At 40.3% G+C, this 18,135-nt stretch carries 22 protein-coding genes; 16 read left to right on the top strand and 6 right to left on the bottom strand.

All coding sequences use genetic code 11. From position 1 onward, the window contains the following. Positions 1 to 72 precede the first annotated feature (72 nt). The 5 genes from queE to E0H94_RS04525 all read left to right on the top strand — a co-directional run bounded on the left by queE (position 73) and on the right by E0H94_RS04525 (position 3,153). On the top strand, positions 73 to 783 hold the full coding sequence (queE, locus tag E0H94_RS04505; RefSeq protein ID WP_131325317.1) for a 7-carboxy-7-deazaguanine synthase QueE: 711 nt from the start codon (positions 73 to 75) through the stop codon (positions 781 to 783). A 41-nt stretch (positions 784 to 824) separates the two neighbouring features. Further along, positions 825 to 1,493 carry a 7-cyano-7-deazaguanine synthase QueC gene (queC, locus tag E0H94_RS04510; protein ID WP_131325318.1) on the top strand — a complete coding sequence of 223 codons (669 nt, stop codon included), beginning with the start codon at positions 825 to 827 and terminating at the stop codon, positions 1,491 to 1,493. Positions 1,494 to 1,509: 16 nt separating this feature from the next. Further along, positions 1,510 to 1,920, top strand: coding sequence for a hypothetical protein (locus E0H94_RS04515; protein WP_131325319.1), 411 nt, complete (start codon positions 1,510 to 1,512; stop codon positions 1,918 to 1,920). 72 nt (positions 1,921 to 1,992) lie between these two features. Next, complete coding sequence (locus tag E0H94_RS04520) at positions 1,993 to 2,691, top strand: diphthine--ammonia ligase (protein WP_131325320.1); 699 nt, start codon at positions 1,993 to 1,995, stop codon at positions 2,689 to 2,691. A gap of 3 nt (positions 2,692 to 2,694) precedes the next feature. Beyond that, complete coding sequence (locus E0H94_RS04525; RefSeq protein ID WP_131325321.1) at positions 2,695 to 3,153, top strand: peroxiredoxin; 459 nt, start codon at positions 2,695 to 2,697, stop codon at positions 3,151 to 3,153. Positions 3,154 to 3,209: 56 nt separating this feature from the next. Here E0H94_RS04525 and E0H94_RS04530 read toward each other — a convergent pair whose 3' ends face one another. Beyond that, on the bottom strand, positions 3,210 to 3,815 hold the full coding sequence (locus E0H94_RS04530) for a LysE/ArgO family amino acid transporter (protein WP_131325322.1): 606 nt from the start codon (positions 3,813 to 3,815) through the stop codon (positions 3,210 to 3,212). Between the two features lie 140 nt (positions 3,816 to 3,955). Between E0H94_RS04530 and E0H94_RS04535 the strand changes: the two genes are divergently transcribed. Further along, the gene (locus E0H94_RS04535) at positions 3,956 to 4,867 is read left to right on the top strand and encodes a LysR family transcriptional regulator ArgP (RefSeq protein ID WP_131325323.1); all 912 of its coding nucleotides are present in this window, start codon (positions 3,956 to 3,958) and stop codon (positions 4,865 to 4,867) included. 35 nt (positions 4,868 to 4,902) lie between these two features. Here E0H94_RS04535 and E0H94_RS04540 read toward each other — a convergent pair whose 3' ends face one another. Beyond that, positions 4,903 to 5,421 (bottom strand): YceI family protein, encoded by a 519-nt coding sequence (locus tag E0H94_RS04540; RefSeq protein ID WP_227548542.1) that lies wholly within the window; start codon positions 5,419 to 5,421, stop codon positions 4,903 to 4,905. Positions 5,422 to 5,534: 113 nt separating this feature from the next. Further along, positions 5,535 to 6,104 (bottom strand): nicotinate-nicotinamide nucleotide adenylyltransferase, encoded by a 570-nt coding sequence (locus E0H94_RS04545; protein WP_131325325.1) that lies wholly within the window; start codon positions 6,102 to 6,104, stop codon positions 5,535 to 5,537. 104 nt (positions 6,105 to 6,208) lie between these two features. On the opposite strand from E0H94_RS04545, the gene E0H94_RS04550 reads away from it, so the two are divergent. Continuing rightward, on the top strand, positions 6,209 to 7,009 hold the full coding sequence (locus tag E0H94_RS04550; protein WP_131325326.1) for an enoyl-CoA hydratase-related protein: 801 nt from the start codon (positions 6,209 to 6,211) through the stop codon (positions 7,007 to 7,009). A 114-nt stretch (positions 7,010 to 7,123) separates the two neighbouring features. After that, on the top strand, positions 7,124 to 7,906 hold the full coding sequence (locus E0H94_RS04555; protein WP_131325327.1) for a nitroreductase family protein: 783 nt from the start codon (positions 7,124 to 7,126) through the stop codon (positions 7,904 to 7,906). 288 nt (positions 7,907 to 8,194) lie between these two features. Here E0H94_RS04555 and E0H94_RS04560 read toward each other — a convergent pair whose 3' ends face one another. After that, positions 8,195 to 8,506 (bottom strand): NGG1p interacting factor NIF3, encoded by a 312-nt coding sequence (locus E0H94_RS04560; RefSeq protein ID WP_131325328.1) that lies wholly within the window; start codon positions 8,504 to 8,506, stop codon positions 8,195 to 8,197. 257 nt (positions 8,507 to 8,763) lie between these two features. Here E0H94_RS04560 and E0H94_RS04565 point away from each other — a divergent pair, with 257 nt between their 5' ends. From E0H94_RS04565 to E0H94_RS04580, 4 genes are all read left to right on the top strand, one after another. Then, positions 8,764 to 9,114, top strand: a complete 351-nt coding sequence (locus E0H94_RS04565) for a hypothetical protein (protein WP_131325329.1) — start codon at positions 8,764 to 8,766, stop codon at positions 9,112 to 9,114. Between the two features lies 1 nt (position 9,115). After that, positions 9,116 to 10,909 carry a PepSY-associated TM helix domain-containing protein gene (locus tag E0H94_RS04570; RefSeq protein ID WP_131325330.1) on the top strand — a complete coding sequence of 598 codons (1,794 nt, stop codon included), beginning with the start codon at positions 9,116 to 9,118 and terminating at the stop codon, positions 10,907 to 10,909. Next, positions 10,906 to 11,244, top strand: a complete 339-nt coding sequence (locus tag E0H94_RS04575; protein WP_131325331.1) for a DUF3325 domain-containing protein — start codon at positions 10,906 to 10,908, stop codon at positions 11,242 to 11,244. Before E0H94_RS04570 ends, E0H94_RS04575 begins: the two co-directional genes overlap by 4 nt. A gap of 86 nt (positions 11,245 to 11,330) precedes the next feature. Beyond that, positions 11,331 to 11,843 (top strand): tetratricopeptide repeat protein, encoded by a 513-nt coding sequence (locus E0H94_RS04580; RefSeq protein WP_131325332.1) that lies wholly within the window; start codon positions 11,331 to 11,333, stop codon positions 11,841 to 11,843. A 62-nt stretch (positions 11,844 to 11,905) separates the two neighbouring features. On the opposite strand, the gene E0H94_RS04585 is transcribed toward E0H94_RS04580, so the two are convergent. Further along, entirely contained in the window at positions 11,906 to 12,862 is a 957-nt protein-coding gene (locus tag E0H94_RS04585) for a DUF4424 family protein (protein ID WP_131325333.1), read from the bottom strand. Between the two features lie 167 nt (positions 12,863 to 13,029). After that, the gene (locus E0H94_RS04590) at positions 13,030 to 13,569 is read right to left on the bottom strand and encodes a cysteine peptidase family C39 domain-containing protein (RefSeq protein ID WP_131325334.1); all 540 of its coding nucleotides are present in this window, start codon (positions 13,567 to 13,569) and stop codon (positions 13,030 to 13,032) included. A gap of 141 nt (positions 13,570 to 13,710) precedes the next feature. Here E0H94_RS04590 and E0H94_RS04595 point away from each other — a divergent pair, with 141 nt between their 5' ends. The 4 genes from E0H94_RS04595 to E0H94_RS04610 all read left to right on the top strand — a co-directional run bounded on the left by E0H94_RS04595 (position 13,711) and on the right by E0H94_RS04610 (position 18,020). After that, positions 13,711 to 14,568, top strand: a complete 858-nt coding sequence (locus E0H94_RS04595) for a DUF4062 domain-containing protein (protein WP_131325335.1) — start codon at positions 13,711 to 13,713, stop codon at positions 14,566 to 14,568. Between the two features lie 209 nt (positions 14,569 to 14,777). Then, positions 14,778 to 16,160 carry an adenosylhomocysteinase gene (ahcY, locus tag E0H94_RS04600; protein ID WP_131325336.1) on the top strand — a complete coding sequence of 461 codons (1,383 nt, stop codon included), beginning with the start codon at positions 14,778 to 14,780 and terminating at the stop codon, positions 16,158 to 16,160. A 266-nt stretch (positions 16,161 to 16,426) separates the two neighbouring features. After that, positions 16,427 to 17,263 (top strand): methylenetetrahydrofolate reductase [NAD(P)H], encoded by an 837-nt coding sequence (gene metF / locus E0H94_RS04605; RefSeq protein WP_131325337.1) that lies wholly within the window; start codon positions 16,427 to 16,429, stop codon positions 17,261 to 17,263. Between the two features lie 40 nt (positions 17,264 to 17,303). Further along, complete coding sequence (locus tag E0H94_RS04610; protein WP_131325338.1) at positions 17,304 to 18,020, top strand: 16S rRNA (uracil(1498)-N(3))-methyltransferase; 717 nt, start codon at positions 17,304 to 17,306, stop codon at positions 18,018 to 18,020. Positions 18,021 to 18,135 lie beyond the last annotated feature (115 nt).

Raw genomic sequence — 18,135 nt, forward strand, 5'->3', positions numbered from 1 at the left:
TGCTTTTCGGTCTCTACGGTCAGACATGATCGTAGAGATTTTTATTTTTCTATCTTGTGGTTATTTTGTACTATGAATACTCTCAGATCTTCGGCTATTCCTGTTTCTGATCCGGCTGCGGGCTTACGCATCACGGAGATTTTCTATTCATTACAAGGTGAAGCAAATGCAGCAGGACTCCCTACGGTATTTATTCGCCTAACAGGTTGCCCACTACGCTGTACCTATTGTGATACCACCTACTCTTTTGAAGGTGGAGAGCGCCTATCGCTCGAACACATTATTCAAACCACGCTCGATTTTAAAACCCCCTATGTCTGCGTGACAGGTGGTGAACCGCTTGCACAGCCCAATGCTCTTCCTTTAATGACACGCCTTGCCGATTTAGGCTGCGAAGTGTCTCTTGAAACCAGTGGTGCCTTAGACGTTTCTAAAGTTGACACGCGTGTTTCTAAAGTTTTAGACCTTAAAACCCCAACTTCCGGTGAAGAACAGCGTAATTTAATCAGCAATCTTGATTATTTGACGCCACACGACCAAATTAAATTCGTGATTTGCAACCGTGAAGACTATGAATGGTCAAAACAACAGCTCGTACAGTATCAACTACAGGATAAAGTCAGTACCGTTTGGTTCTCCCCTGCTTTTGCTGTAGAAAAAGGCGCTGTACGCTTACCACAACTTGCGCGAGACTTAGCGCAATGGATTTTAGAAGACCATCTCCCTGTTCGCTTCCAATTGCAATTACACAAATTGCTTTGGAATGATGAAACTGGTCGTTAATTTAGTTCTGTTCTTAAATACATCTATTTGGAGATTTTAATATGCGCCCTCGTGCCATAGTTTTGTTATCTGGCGGCTTAGACTCAACAACTTGTTTGGCTTGGGCGCAAGCACGTTATGAATGTATTGCAATCAGCTTTATGTATGGTCAACGTTCGACCACTGAACTTGATGCTGCTCGTGCATTAACTCAACGTGCTGGTGTAGAACATCGTGTCATTAATATTGATTTAGGTAACTTAGGCGGCTCTGCTTTAACAGATCACAGCATTGATGTACCTGAACAGTTGCAAGAAGGTATTCCTGTAACTTATGTTCCAGCACGTAACACAATTTTCTTGTCTTATGCTTTAGCGGCAGCGGAAGTTTTTGGTGCAGAAGCCATTGTGATTGGCATCAATGCCGTTGATTATTCAGGTTATCCAGACTGTCGTCCTGAATTTATTGATGCTTTTGCAACCATGGCACGCTTGGCAACCAAAGTCGGTGTTGAAGGAAAACCTCTTAAATTTGAAACACCTCTGTTACATTTATCCAAAGCAAATATCATTCGCTTAGGTATAGAACATGGCGTAGACTATAGTCAAACGGTGTCTTGCTACCAAGCAGATGACCAAGGACGTGCTTGTGGTAAATGCGACAGCTGCCGCTTACGCAAACAAGGCTTTGAAGATGCAGGCGTAGCAGACCCAACACGTTACATACCGTAATTACAGGGTACAGTTTATGAAAAATTTAAAATCAAACATTATTCTTTCTACATTGATGTCTGCTGCAGCATTGTTCGCAACAACTTCACATGCTGCTGAATCAAACAAACTACAAGAAGCGTATAAAAGCACCAATGTAAAAGCTGCGTTAATTAATGTTTGTAAAGAAGAAACAGCCAAAGGTAATAAATTATCGAGTGCTGAAGTAAGCAAATACTGTACTTGTGCAGTTGAAGCAGATGGTAAATTAACCAATGCTCAAAAATGGGAAATTCAAAGCGCCATTAACCAAAAGAAAAGCCCAAGCACAATCGCTTTTGTTCAAAAGCAGAATAAAGACTTACAAGCCTGTTTTGGTCCTCAGTTAACGACAAAATTAAAGTCATTAACTGAAGCAGCGATGAAAAACGCGCAAGCGAAAAAATAATTCGCTCATTATGAATGAAGCCTGCTTTATGCAGGCTTTTTCTATGTCACAAAATTGATAGAACTTGAAACTATGTGCATTGAATGGAATACAAACGCTCAAGCTCAAAAATTTGTCGCGTCTTATAGTGGTGGTAAAGATAGCACTCTTGCCCTTTACCAAGCCATGCAAATGGGTCAACCTGTTGCACTAATTGTGATGCTTGAAGAACAAGGCTTAAAGTCACGTTCACATGGTATGTCGCTCGACATTATTCATGCTCAAGCCAATGCCATTGGATTACCAATCTTTACCGCTTCTGCAACTTGGCAAGATTACGAAAGTCATTTCATCCAACTGCTGCAAAAAGCCCAAGCCCTCGGTGCGGAAACCTTGGTCACAGGTGATATTGATTTAATGGCACACGCTGAATGGAATCAATCGGTTTGTGATAAAAGCCAACTCAGTTTATGTATGCCGCTTTGGCAACGTCCCCGTTTAGACATTGTGTGTGAGTTTATTGCACTGGGATTTCAAAGCATTATTGTGACGATCAATCTGAACCTAGGCATGAAAGTTGAAGATTTAGGACAAATCCTCACTCTTGAATATATTCAGCAGCTTGTGGAAAGAGGGATTGACCCTTGTGGTGAAGCCGGTGAATTCCATACCACAGTGATTGCTGGACCCATTTTTAAAGATGCACTTAGCATTGTGAAAGGTGATATTCTCTATCAAGAAAATTACGCCTTTTTACCCCTTGAACTAGAACAACACCAGATTGAAGGATAAACCATGACGGATACAATTCAACTTCCAAATCAGGCTTTCCCCACCACGACGGGCGAAATCAACTTAACTGAAGTACCTACTGAATGGTTAATTGTTTATTTCTACCCAAAAGATTCAACGCCAGGCTGTACCACACAAGCCGTTGGTTTTTCATGTTTAAAAGATCAGTTTGATGCAATTAATACCAGTATTTTTGGGGTTTCGCGTGATTCAGTTAAAGCCCATCAAAACTTTACTGAAAAACAGGCTTTAACGATTAATTTAATCAGTGATAAAGAAGAAGTCCTGTGCAAGCACTTCGATGTGATTAAAGAAAAAAATATGTATGGTAAACAAGTGATGGGCATTGAACGTTCTACTTTCATTTTCCATCAAGGCAAACTCGTTAAAGAATATCGTAAAGTCAAAGCCGCAGGACATGCAGAACAAGTTCTTGCAGATCTAAAAGCATTACAAGCCTAAGACTTAAACTAAAGCCGCTGTCACTCTGAACATTTCAAGGTCAGCGGCTTTGATCCTTAAACACCTACAATTAAAGACAGTGCGATACCCCACATAATCAAGGCAATTAGACCATCCAAGACTTTCCATGCTTTAGGGTTTTCAAAAATTGGGGTTAATAATCGTGCCCCATAACCTAAACTGAAAAAGAATAACCATGATGCGGTCATAGTACCCAGCGCAAAATAGAGTTTGCTCTGCTCAAATTGGGTTGAGATGGAGCCAATCAGTACCACAGTGTCCAAATAGACGTGTGGATTGAGCCAAGTTAATGCTAAACATATCAACAAGATTTGACCTAAATTGGTTTCATTTTGTTGTGCTGCATGCAACCCCTGATTGGATTTGAAAGCTGCTAACAAATGTTGCAAGCCATACCAAAATAAAAATAACGCCCCTGCCCATTTCGCCATGCCCAGAACTTCAGGGTAATGCTGAAGTACCACAGAAAAACCTGTGATTCCCAATAGAATTAAAATTGAATCGGACAGCGCACAAACAAAGCAGACCCAAAATACCGACTGCTGTTTTAAACCCTGCTTTAAAACAAAAGCATTCTGTGCCCCAATCGCCACGATCAGACTAAAACCAATCGCGATGCCCTGTAAATACGTTTGCAACATGACTTTTTCAACTCTATTTTTGCTCCATCGCATTATCAATCATTTTTTATTTAACTAAATAAAACTAAAAAAATATCAATTTAACTCAATTTATTTTAGATTACAGGCATAGCTTATCCATGATTAAACCGAGCTTCTCTATGCTGAATAGTAAACAATGTGATGCATTTTTAGCTGTTGCAGAAACAGGTAGTTTTGATTTGGCGGCCGAACGTTTATGTATTACGGCATCTGCCGTCACCATGCGCGTGCAAAGTTTGGAAAAATTCTTAGGTCATTTGTTGATTGTACGTGAGCGCCCTTGCCGCGCCACTCAGGCAGGCCTATCTTTATTGCACTATTTGCAGCACACTCGACGATTAGAACAGAACCTGTTACAGGACTTAACGGGACAAACACCTGAATCACCATTCTATCAACTCAATATTGCCACCAATGATGATTCCCTTGCGACATGGTTACTGCGAGCAATACGCGAAACCTTGTTACGTGAAAAAATTGTGGTGCATTTAAAAGTAGATGATCAAACTCACACTCACCATTTACTTGAGGCAGGATTAGTCAGTGCCTGTATTACAACGGAACAGCAACCAATGAAAGGCTGTGTTGCAAAGCGCTTAGGCTGTATGAATTATCGAATGGTGGCAACCCCAGAATTCACCCGACGCTGGTTTGCACAAGGTTTAAACCGTCAGAGCTTAAGAATGGCGCCAGCGGTGATTTATAATGATAAAGACCATCTGCATACCGATATTATTCTGGAAAAATTTGGCTTAACTATTGAGAGCTATCCACACCACTTTATTCCTTCTTCGACGGCTTTTGTAGAAGCGATAGAATTTGGTTTAGGATTTGGCATGGTACCAGATTATCAAATTGGACAGCGCTTACATACGGGAGAGTGGCTTGAACTATTACCCGATTCACCTATCAATATTGAATTATATTGGCACCACTGGAAGCAACAATCATCGCCATTGGCACAACTCACACGAGATATGATCGACAAAGCACCAAGCTATATGAATCAGCAAATGAATACTTCTTTTTAATCAGTCACGCTGCTCATGAACCGAACACATCGAGTTTAATCACCCTTTTTCCATTGCCCAATGACTTGAATATTTACTTTTTCACCAATTCCACCGAGGGCTTTTTTCATACCAAAATCGCTACGGTGAATTATGGTATACGCCTCGACATCTAACACATCAGGATTATTCAAATTCGGAACCAATCGGGCATTAAACAAAATTGGACGGGTCACCCCCCTTAAAGTCAAATTTCCCAGAATCTGATAACGATGATCTCCAAGCGCCTTAAATTGCGTGCTGGTAAATGTCGCTGTTTTATATTTTTCTACATAAAATAGGTCTGGACCCAAAACCATTTGTTTGAAGGATGGTTTATTTAAGTCGATACTGGTGATATCAAGTATCACCTCAGCAGTGGCTTGTTCAGGTTGTTGCAGGTCAAACTGTAGGGTGGATTGGACTTTTTCAAACTGACCTTTCACAAAAGTCATGCCAAATGTATCTATATGAAAACCAACTTCAGAATGGGGGGTTAAATGCCATGGACTTGCCCGAACAGATTGCATAGACATGAGTATGGCAAGTACATAACCGCACCTAGAAAACCATAATAGAAATGAAGTTCCATAAGGTTCAACATGATGTAGCATATCCATTCCCTCATACGAGGTGATGAATCAATAGTTTACTCAAGATTGGTTTTATCTTGAGTCTGGTATTTGTGTTGTAATTGTTGATAAAGCACGCTTTGCTTGAAGTTTTGTAAAAAGGCAATCGTGCCTTGTGGAAAAGTATCTTCCCAAATCTCCCCACGATAATAAGCTTCGCGCATCGGTGTTGCAGACATCGCACCTTCTAAACTATCAATTTCAACCATTTCCCATTCTGGAAAAAGTTCTAAATAATAAGAAGATTCATCTTTAAAATGCCCAATCAACCCCACTTTATGTTCAGGCTGTACTACATCTGCAACTAAAGTTTTGACCAAATTGACCCATTTTTTATCATTATAAACATCGACAACATGTACAAAATGAATACGTGCAGCATCTTCCACAGAGAAATTCGACAAAATCATCTGTTCGCGTTCTTGAGCGGTAAATGGGTTTTTAATATTCCGTTCCATCTGTGCCGAACCCAATGCCAAAATAACATGGTCGCTGAGTTCCAACGCAATTTGAATGGTTCGCATATGTGCCAAATGAAAGGGCTGAAAACGACCAATAAATACCAGATAATCAAATGTATGTTTCATAGAGAATGAACTTTTTTATGAACTCATCAGTAGCAGCGTTATTGTTTAAGATACGACATAATGGCTCATAAAATTTAACTAAATTTTAAAGCAAGGATAGTACGATGACGCTCAGTTGTATTCAACAACCACATGAACATTTAAATGCAAATTTAGACAACGGTATTTTGACGTTAGCCATTAACCGACCAAAAGCAAAAAATGCCTTGTACGGTGAATTGTATTTATGGATTGCTCAAGCCCTAGATGAAGCGGATCAATCTAAAGATGTACGCGTAGTGATTTTACGGGGTGAAGATGCCGATTTCACTGCGGGAAATGATATGCAAGACTTTATGCAATTCATTCAATCCCCACTACAAGGCAAATCTGGCGATGCACCTCCTTTTGTCGTGTTAAAAGCGGCGGCACGTTTTTCTAAACCTTTAATTGCTGCGGTTCGCGGCGTGGCCATTGGCATTGGGGTTACTATTTTGCTGCATGCTGACCTTGTGTATAGCGACCAAACGGCCTTGTTCCAAATTCCGTTTGTGAGCCTTGGACTTTCACCAGAAGGTGCAGCCAGCCAATTACTGATTCAACAAGCGGGTTACCACAAAGCGGCTGAATTGTTGTTTACTGCCCAGAAATTTAACAGTGAAAAAGCTGTTGCTGCGGGTCTAGTCAACAGCATTGAAGAAAATGTCTACGCAGCCGCACTCAAACAAGCGCAAATTTTAGCGGCATTGCCATTGGCATCTTTACGTCAAACCAAAGCACTCATGAAACATAACCTCGATAGCATCGTGGACTGTATTGACCATGAGGCTGAGATTTTCATGAAACGGGTATCTTCACCAGAAATGGCTGAAGCGGTTGCTGCATTTATGCAAAAACGTAAACCTGATTTTGCTCAATTTAACTAATTGAGCCTCAAAAGGGGCATTATGCCCCTTTTGTTTTAGCTCACCCAAATACAACACCTGCTAGACAGCACCCGATATATTCTAAAACAACAACTTTCAAAATTTATAAATCCCATGACAGATACCAATCAACCAAACTTCATCACAGATGACTCAGGCAAATCTCGTTACTACGAGCCTGCCCCGCAAGATATTGATGTTGCTAATTTCCGTAAAGTGATTGAAAGCCGTCGTTCAGTACGTAAATTTACTGATCGTACAATTCCTAGCGACGTTTTGGATGCCTGTTTAGATTTAGCGCTGCTCGCACCCAACTCATCCAATTTACAACCGTGGACTTTTTATGTCGTACAAAGCCCGAGCAAGAAAAAGCAATTGGTAAAAGCCTGCCTAAACCAATTGGCAGCAAAAACCGCGGCTGAACTGATTGTATGTATTGCACGTACGGACCGTTTGGATGATATGGCAAAACGCAACATCAGTGAATTTCCGTTCCCCGAAACGCCACCCGCGGTACAAAAATATTATCGAGTCATTCCCTACAACTACAAAACAGGCTATTTCAACGCTTTAGGCAATGTTAAAAAAGTCGCTTTTAAGTTGGTACGAACCTTTGATAAGCAACTGCCCGTCACGGCTTTTAATGCGGCCGATGCCAAATTATGGGCAAGCAAAACCACTGCGCTGGCGTGTGAAAATCTAGTTTTGGCTTTGCGTGCCTATGGTTTTGATAGCTGCATGATGGAAGGTTTTGATGAGCCAATGGTTCGAAAAATCTTAAAACTGAATGACCAGCAATATCCTGTCATGGTCATTGCAGCAGGCGAACGTGCGAAAGACGGCGTGTTTTTCCCACAATATCGTTTTGATCGTGAGTTATTTATTCAGAAGGTTTAATTTTAAACTCAATTTAATTGATCACAAAAGTTGGATACACGTTCACGTCATCAGCAACTGTTCGAGGCAAGATCAATATGTTTCGTATAGTTTCTGCGATCGACGACATCAAATCATCATTTTTGCCGAGTTTTGCTGATGACAATGGTTTTGCCTACTTTTCCCGAAAGAAAAGTAGGTCGAACCAGAACAAGATTGAAATATATTTCAATTGCAGTGCAAGATGAAATAGGTCGAACCCGAAATTACAACATCAACATTAAAGATACTACTAAGCTTTCTTTCATATTAAATATCTAGTATTTGAATAAACTCAAAAGCTGGTTCTTCATAAGGATGACTGGTTTTAAGCGCGCGAGCCACTGCTTTGGCATGGGTTTCTGGCACAATCGTTTCTACTCGCCATTCAGGCACTTGTTCTAAACGATTCAACTCACCAATGAATGGATTTGCTCCCTGTACAGGCTTAAACTGTCCCATACCCAGAACTTGCCATGCACAGTGTTCATAATGACCAATTCCCCCAGCCCCTGCTGAAAAAATGGCTTGTTTAGTCGACTCTAGGTGACTCTCTGGAACGTAGTAAATTAATTTCAGCATGAGTTCCCTTTTTTCAAATTTATGAATGTGCATATTGTTGAATGATTACTTCTTAAAACACAAGTGACCACTCTTACTTCGCAAACCATACGGTTTTCTAACATCAAATTAAAAATAACATTGCATACCTTAGAATCAAACTTCAGTAAAAATAAGTATTTTGATGTTTAATCCACATTTTCAATAAAGTATATTTATTTATTAAATAATAATTGTTATCATTTGCATTAATATTTAATAAACTTATTCCTGCTCTCATGAATAATTCAAGTGCGCCAGACCAGCTGATAGCAACCCCCTCACTTAAAATCAAATCCAAAGTACCGACTGATTCGACGCTGTTCAAATATCGTTGTGTGGTGTTTTATCGCTTTATTTTAGCCATTTTCGGTGGCTATCTACTTTCAGCCCTGACCGCAATTGTTATTGCGAAAGCATTTATTGACTATCGAGCTAGTGCTGCAATCGCAGCAACGCTATTGGCTTTTAGCATTCATTGCGCAGCTTTTATTTGGGTATTTATGGTGCATAAAACGTTCAAAGCCAGCCTTGGCATTTTTATTCCATGCCTCGTTCTTTCGCTAACTTCGCAATTTTTAGGGACTTGATATGCGTCCAGATGACAAAGTTGAAGGCCCTCGTCAGTCCATGTCGTGGTTACACACATGGGCAAGTCTGATTTTAGGCTGGCTGCTATATGCAATTTTTGTAACAGGCACGCTCAGTTTTTTCCAGAACGAAATTACCGTGTGGATGAAGCCAGAACTACACCAATCTGTCGCCAATAATACCCAAATCCAACAAACTCAAATTGCGTTAAATTATCTGCAAAAGAACCATCCTCATGCAGGCAGTTGGATGATTACTCTGCCAAATTCTCGTCAAACCACCACTGAAATTATGGTTCGTAAACAAGGCGAAGATCCGCGTGCTCGACGTGGTGGTGAACGTATCAGTTTAGACAGCCAAACTGGAGAAGTTTTACAGGCACGTGATACGCGTGGTGGCAGTTTTCTCTATCGTTTCCATTTTGAACTGTACGGATTACCACGACTTTGGACTCGTTGGTTAGTAGGATTAGCCACCATGCTCATGCTGGTTGCAATTGTGAGTGGCATTATTACTCACAAAAAAATCTTCAAAGACTTTTTTACTTTCCGTTCGGGCAAGGGTCAACGTTCTTGGTTAGATGCGCATAATGCGACCGCAGTCTTCGCACTTCCCTTTCATATTATGATTAGCTTGAGTGGTTTATTACTGCTCATGTTCATGTTTATGCCTTGGGGAATTAATCAAGTTTATGCAGATCGTCAAGAATTTCTCAAAGATTTACGTCCACAGACCAATACTCAACCATCTAAGCCTCCATCAGAATTACGTGGCTCAGAGCATTCCACAGCAAATACTGAAATGCAACAACATGCTCGGACGTCCTCAAGTACGACTGAAAATCTAGAGAAAACTCAACTACGTTCGCGTGAACATGCTTCTGGACAGACTGGACGACAAGGACGTGACGAGCATGGACGTCATAAAAGAGAGGTAAAACCTCAAGCGGCACCTCTGGCTGATCTCACTCCAATGCTGAACTATGCAACATCGCAGTGGCAAAACAATCCCATTGGTTCAATTCAAATTATTGCCCCAAATACCACGGCGGCGAATGTCGAAATTAAAGCACTGTATGCAGAAAGTGTCATTGCACGAAATATCATGCCCACGTTTACCTTTAATGGAATGACTGGTATCAACACGACAGAGCAGAATTCACCTTATCGGACTTCAGTTCCAATGGGCATTTATAATGTCGTGACTGTGTTACATGAAGCACGTGGCCTAGATTTAACACTACGTTGGTTATTATTCAGTTCGGGAATTCTGGGCACTTTAATGGTCGCAACAGGGCTTATTTTATGGTGTGTCAAACGTGCTCCACAACAACAAAAACAAGGTTATAAATCTTTTGGTTATCGCTTAGTTGAAGTCACCAATATTACGGCGATTATTGGTTTACCTTTGGCTTGTGCAGGTTATTTTTATGCAAACCGATTATTACCAGTGCAACTCGAAACACGTTTAGATTGGGAAATTAATATTTTCTTGATTACATGGTTATGTTGCCTCATTTATGTCATTTTCCGCACGCATCGTCAGGCTTGGTTGGAATTACTCGGGTTCGCGACCATCATGTTTGCTTTGCTGCCTGTTTTGAATGCACTGACAGGTGGTCACCCATTATGGCTCAGTATTGCAGAAGGACAATGGATGATTGCCAGCTTCGACCTCATGGCATGGGCTTTGGCATTCCTCTTTGGTATGGCTTATCTTAAAGTCAAAAATCATAAAGGTTTAACTGCCAAAAAAACCAAAGCAACTCCTCGACCACAGGAGCTAACACCATGATGTTCTTTTTATTGATTTGCTCATTATGTAGTTTAGCCTTTATTGCCTTCGCCAGCTCGATGTCGAAACATCAAAAACAGATTTTTGGCAATGAACTCAACGCCAAACAAACCCGCTACGCCACAATCATAGGATGGCTACTATTCGCCCTCAGTCTAGTGATATGTATCCTGTCAGGAAAACTCAGCAATATGCTCAGTTTCTGGGTGGGTGTCCTCAGTTTTGCGGCTTTATTTGTTGGTGTATCTTTGAGTTATTTTGAGCAGAAAATCAAAGCCTTTACACTTGCTCTTTGTATTCTCAGTTTCATGAGTGCAACGATGCTGTGGTTTTAATGCTGCACTTCGCCAAGGCTTTTAGGCTATAATCACTGAGCCAATCTTCGGATTGGCTTTTTTAATTGACTGCCTTTGGAATTTCTATGTCTCAACTTCCTTCTATTTCAGCAGAACTGATTAATCGTGCAATTGCTGGTAATGCAGCAGCACAGTTCGAGGTTGCCACTTTATACATGGAAAGTGAAGATGAACAGCACATTGAACTTGCCGAAGAATGGGCGCTGAAAGCGGCTGCAAATGGTAATGTCGAAGCCATGTACTGGCTGGGTGAAGGCTATACCGTTTATGCAAAAGAACTGCTAGAAGAAGATCCAGAAGAAGCAAAATATTATTTTGAACAAGCCTACCATTGGCTCAAGCAAGCCAGTAGCGTCAAACATGCGGCTTCTATTTTAGAACTGGCAGGTTTCTACCGTCGTGGCGATGTGGTCGAAAAAGATGTTGCCAAATCTGTAGCCTTAGTACAACAAGCCGCAGAGCTGGGTGAAGTACAAGCCATGCGCGACTTGGCTTGTATTTATGCACATGGTTTAGGCATTGAAATTGATGAAGCCAAAGCAGATGAATGGAACGACAAAGCGCAACAATCTAGTTAAGCTCAAGTAATAAAAAAACAGAAACTCTTTTTGAAACGGGTTTCTGTTTTAATACCCTCTATTTACGAGTGGACATGAACAAAAATAAGGTCTAAATCGCGTTTTGGTAGAAAATTCTTTTTCCTCATTTCAAAACGTGTTGAGCTAATTTTTTTGACTTCTCCGTCCCAACAAAATGACACCAACTCCCCTGCATCTCGCTCTACAGTCAGTTTAAAATCGGCTATCGGTTTTGCCCAGTTTGCCCCTGTTGTTAAAATATAACTTAATGCTTGATAGGGCGCGTGCTGTGCCTTGGCTTTGGCGAGTCCCGCTTTAAAGTGCTGATCCATACAGTAGGTTTTTTCATCTTCTTCTGGATAAAGTGACACTGAACCACCTACCAATGGTGCATATTGATGCTGAATACGCGTAGTACTGTTGGCTTTAAAATTTTGCTGCCAACTATAAATAACCTGCGCTTCCCAATAGATTTCATCACCAGCTTGATAAGGTTTTAACAATTGCTGCACTTGAGGTTCTTTACAGGCAAGCATCCGACCACTGTAATCAACGTCTTGCTGCATACTCCACGGATACAGCAAATCATGTTCAGTAAATCCACATTTCTTTAAAGCACTGGTCACATCAATAGGGTCAGTTTCCCAATTCACTTCACCTTGCTTGGTCAGCGTTGGTAAAAAAGCCCGTACATGCTGCTGTGGTTGAATGCTCTTGTCATTCGCTTGTATTTTAAAACTTTGCAGCAAATGTTCAGTATTCGCAAAATCGCTTTCACGTGAACTTCCGACACGAGGTAAAGGAAATAAGACTGTTTCTTGAATATCTTGATCTGTCAGATTCTTAAATTGATAATCCACGCGAATCTGCTTTTTACTCACAAATAAATCTTCACTTTGCATGGAGATTTTAGGATTTTTCAGATATTGCACACCGCCTGTCGCCACAAAGCCTGTACTGTCATTGGCATTGACCCAACTGCACAGACACAAGAGTCCTAAACCATAACCCCATTTCATCTTATTCATCCTTCTTCTGTTTTAGTTCTTTAATACTTTATTAGTAAGCCAATAATTGATCATCAGATCAATCTTACGCTTCACCCTTGATATTCAACTCTACTCAACAGCATGACTTTATCCATTCTAGATCTTAACAAAATAGATAAAGTCAAAGTTCGAATCATTTAGTTCAGCGTAGTCGATTGAAGTTTCACCTCATGATCATCAATCACCATCGCTTGTCGGCAAATACCTTCTGCTTGACGTTGCTGTTCAAACACTAAGGCTGGCATGGGTTCAAAATTATCAAAGAAGCAAATTTCCTGATCATCGATTGAATATACCAAGGACTGGTTGCCCACTTCATCTAATGTGTCATAGTAGACAATCACCATTTTACCCTGCTCAATCTGGGACTGGATCTGGGTATAGCTTAGCGCAGGCTCAATCGGGATACGTAAAGCTTTCGCTTCGGCATAACTTTGTCGTTCGGTTCGGTCAATATTCGGATCGGGGTCTGTATGAAAAGAGACCTTAAATCCAATCTTCTTTAAAGCAACCGCTAGTGCAATGGTAAACGTGCCATCTTGACGATCATGTCGGCATAACTTGATCAATTCATTCATATCGACATGTGTACCATGATGCTGTAACAACATCCAAACGGCAAATACGCCACAATTCGCTTCTAGATTCAGCAAAGAATCTGGAATATTTAAGGCCATTGGCTTACTTCCAAGAATTAATTAAGCGGATAATAAACAAAATGAAATTGATACGACATAGGATTATTATTTTGATTTTTTAATAATGACCATATTTTCAGATATATTAAAGATAGATAATCAAATTTCAGTAAATTAGATATGGCATATCAAGCAACAATTTTAAATGTAATGATCGCATCACCAAGTGATGTTGCAGAAGAAAGACAACTTGTACGTGATGCAATCTATGAATGGAATGCCATTCACTCAAAACAATTTGGTGTAATGCTGAATCCTATTGGTTGGGAAACTCATGTTGCACCTGAAATGGGTAGTCGCCCACAAGAGATTATAAATAAAAGCATTCTTAATGATTCGGATATTTTAATTGGTCTTTTCTGGACTCGCTTAGGTTCACCAACTGGTGAGTATGTTAGCGGGACAGTAGAGGAAATCTCAAAACACTGTGAAAACAACAAATTAGCTTCGTTATATATTTCAAGAAAGCCTTACCCCGATAATATAGATTTACAACAATTACAACTTTTAAGAGATCAAACCCAAATATGGCTTAAAGATGGATTATTAGAATTCTATGATGATCAATCTATCTTTAAACAAAAGATTAAAGATCATTTATCACTTCAAATTCAAAATAATAAATATTTAAAAGATGTAATCAAACTAAATGAAATAAAAGTTACCAATAACCATTTATTTTCTGAGGAAGCTAAAACTTTACTTTTGAATGCAATTCAAGGTAATGGAATTATTAGTTACTCTAGATATATTGACGGAACAGCGGACTTTGACGCGAATAATTTCAATTATAGAACAAACAATACTAGAGCTATAGCTAAGTGGAAAGCCGCTATTAAGTATCTGCTAGAAGAAAATATTATTATTGAATTGAGTAATGATAAAGGCATACACCAGATATGTGAGGTAACTAATTTTGGCTGGAATTTATCCGAATCATTATTCACTAGCAAATTAAACTCGATCGATAATCTTTAAATTTTAGCTTTTTCCAAGTACAATAGCCGGCTAGTCGAGGGGTGCTGCGACTTTTTCACAGGCTGATTTTCAAAAACAGTAATGTGAAATCGCTAGGCTCGACAATTCGGTCAAAATTTCTGTGAAATACTGGTTTTGATTAACAACGGCATCCGCGAACATAACGATCCAATCTATTTTTATTGTTATTTAATAACTAGGAGATCCAGATGAACGCGGTTACTGCTTCATTTACAGATTACAAAGTTGCTGATATTTCACTTGCTGATTACGGCCGTAAAGAAATTAAACTTGCTGAAGCAGAAATGCCAGCACTTATGGGTCTACGTAAGCGTTATGCAGCTGCAAAACCACTTGCGGGCGCAAAAATCCTCGGTTGTATCCATATGACCATTCAAACTGCTGTTCTCATTGAAACATTGGTTGAATTGGGCGCAGAAGTTCGTTGGACTTCTTGTAACATCTTCTCTACTCAAGACCATGCTGCTGCTGCAATTGCTGCTTCTGGCGTACCTGTATTTGCTTGGAAAGGTGAAACAGAAGAAGAATATGTATGGTGCTTAGAGCAACAAATCAATGTAAATGGCACACCTTGGGATGCCAACATGATTTTGGATGATGGCGGTGACTTAACTGCTCTTGTTCATGAAAAATATCCAACTGTTTTAGCAAAAATTCACGGTATTACTGAAGAAACCACCACAGGTGTTCAACGTCTACTTGAAATGTGGAAAGACGGTTCTCTTAAAGTTCCTGCAATCAACGTCAACGACTCTGTCACCAAATCTAAAAACGACAACAAATACGGTTGCCGCCACTCACTAAACGATGCGATTAAACGTGGTACAGATATGCTTTTATCTGGCCGTCGTGCACTTGTAATCGGTTACGGTGACGTAGGTAAAGGTTCTGCTCAATCTCTTCGTCAAGAAGGCATGATTGTACGTGTAACTGAAGTTGATCCAATCTGTGCAATGCAAGCATGTATGGACGGTTACGAAGTTGTTGCTCCGTACAAAAACGGCGTTCAAACAGGTAAAAAAGAAGACATCAACCTTGACCTTCTTCAAAACACTGACTTGATCGTAACGACAACGGGTAACTACCACGTATGTGACGCTGCAATGTTAGATACATTAAAAGCAGGCGCTGTTGTATGTAATATCGGTCACTTTGACACTGAAATCGACACCAACTACTTACGTGGTTACAAGTGGGTTGAAGTGAAGCCACAAGTACACCAAGTGTATCGTTCTGAAAATGACAGCGATTACTTAATCCTGCTTTCTGAAGGTCGTTTAGTAAACCTTGGTAACGCAACTGGTCACCCATCACGTGTTATGGATGGTTCTTTTGCTAACCAAGTTTTAGGTCAAATGCACTTATTCGCTGAAAAATTTGCAGATCTTCCTGAAGACAAAAAACAAGCGGCGATTCGTGTAGAACTACTTCCTAAGAAATTAGATGAAGAAGTTGCTGCGGCAATGGTTGCAGGCTTTGGCGGTGTGTTAACAACTTTGACTCAAGTACAAGCAGATTACTTAGGTGTAGCGGTTGAAGGCCCATTCAAGTCGGATACTTATAAATACTAAGTTTTTAATTCACTCATACTGAATTGAAATGATGAATGATTACACATTTGAATGCATTGCTTTTAAATAATAATCCCTCCCAACCTCCCTTTTAAAAAGGGAGGTGTCGTGAATTTAGTGCAGATTAAATCTGCGACCATCCCTTCTTTTCAAAGAGGGGTTAGGGGAGATTTTTTGAATAAAACATTTAACACTTCAATTGATATACACATTCTTAATTTTTCAAAATGGGTGAATTATTTAAATGTTTATAACAAGGATTCGAAATGAGCAAAAATATTCCCATTTCTTTTGAGTTTTTTCCGACCAAAACGGATGCGGGCGCAGAAAAACTAAAAGTCGTACACCAAGAATTACAGCTACTAAACCCTGAGTTCTTCTCAATTACTTATGGTGCAGGCGGTTCAACCCGTGAACGCACCTTAGCAGCGATTGCTGAATTTAATGGTAAAGGTACACCTGTTGCCCCTCACCTATCTTGTATTGGTGATGACAAAGCCCGTATCGCTGAATTACTCGATATTTATAAAGCACAAGGCATTGACCGTATTGTGGCGCTGCGTGGTGACCTACCTTCAGGTCAGGTTGGTCTAGGCGAATTACCTTATGCAACGGATTTGGTTCGCTTTATTCGTGAACATTCTGGTGACCATTTCCATATTGAAGTTGCTGCGTACCCTGAAATGCATCCACAAGCAGAAAGCTTTGACTTAGACATTCAACGTTTTTGCGACAAAGCCAATGCAGGTGCTAACGCTGGTTTAACCCAATTCTTCTTTAATCCAGATGCCTACTTCTACTTTGTCGATCGCATTCAAAAACAAGGCGTGAACATTCCTGTAGCCCCAGGCATTATGCCAATTACCAATGCCAGCAACTTGATTCGCTTTGCAGATGGTACAGGTGCTGAGATTCCACGTTGGATTCGCAAGCAACTGGCTACCTATGGTGATGATAGTGCCAGCATTAAAGCTTTCGGCCATGAAGTTGTAGTCAAACTTTGTGAACGCCTGATTGCAGGTGGTGCACCAAGTTTGCACTTCTACACCATGAACACGACTGATCCTACCCGTCAGCTTGTACTAGACCTCGGTTTAGCATAAGTATTTAAACTAGATTCACCCTATTTGAGAGTAAAACCGAATGCCTCGTTTTTTTATGGAAGCAGAACTCAATGTTGATCACACTGTCGAACTGACTGAAACTGTGTTTCACCACTGGGTAAAAGTTTTACGCGCTCAAATCGGTGAAACAGCGACTTTGTTTAATGGACAAGGCGGCGAATACGAAGTGACCTTGAGTGACGTTGCCAAAAAGTCAGCATCGGTTCAGGTCACTGCTTTTAACCCAACCAATCGCACTCCAGCTATTCGTACTTTACTTGGTCAAGTCATGAGTAAAGGTGACCGTATGGATTATGCGATTCAAAAAGCGGTTGAACTGGGTGTATCCGAAATTCAATTGTTGACCTCTGAACGTTGTGAAATGCGTTTAAAATACGACCGTGACCAAAAAAAGTTAGACCATTGGCAAGGTATTGCGATTGCCGCTTGCGAACAATGTGGCATGAACCTTGTGCCAAAAATCCTTGCACCCCTCAGTTTAGAGAAATGGCTTGAATCTGAACGAGCAGAGACTAAACTTGTGCTCGCACCCAATAAGGATGAGACAAATCCTTTGAACAATGCCAAATCAAATATTGCACTGCTGATCGGGCCTGAAGGCGGTTTAAGTGAAGCAGAAATTCAAGCTGCGAATAACGCAGGTTTTGTCAACTGGTGTATCGGCGAGCGAGTATTACGTACCGAAACGGCCCCTGTGGTTGCATTATCCATCTTAAATTACAATGTTAGACCATAGTTTTTCCAAAAAGATGAAAATACGGATGGATAAGATTGATATTTATGAATAACCTGATTAATCTAAAAGTGATGCAATATTTTGTGATTTTATTAAACGACTAAGCAGATGAATG

Origin of the sequence: Acinetobacter sp. ANC 4173 (assembly GCF_004331255.1) — a bacterium.
Taxonomy (GTDB): domain Bacteria; phylum Pseudomonadota; class Gammaproteobacteria; order Pseudomonadales; family Moraxellaceae; genus Acinetobacter.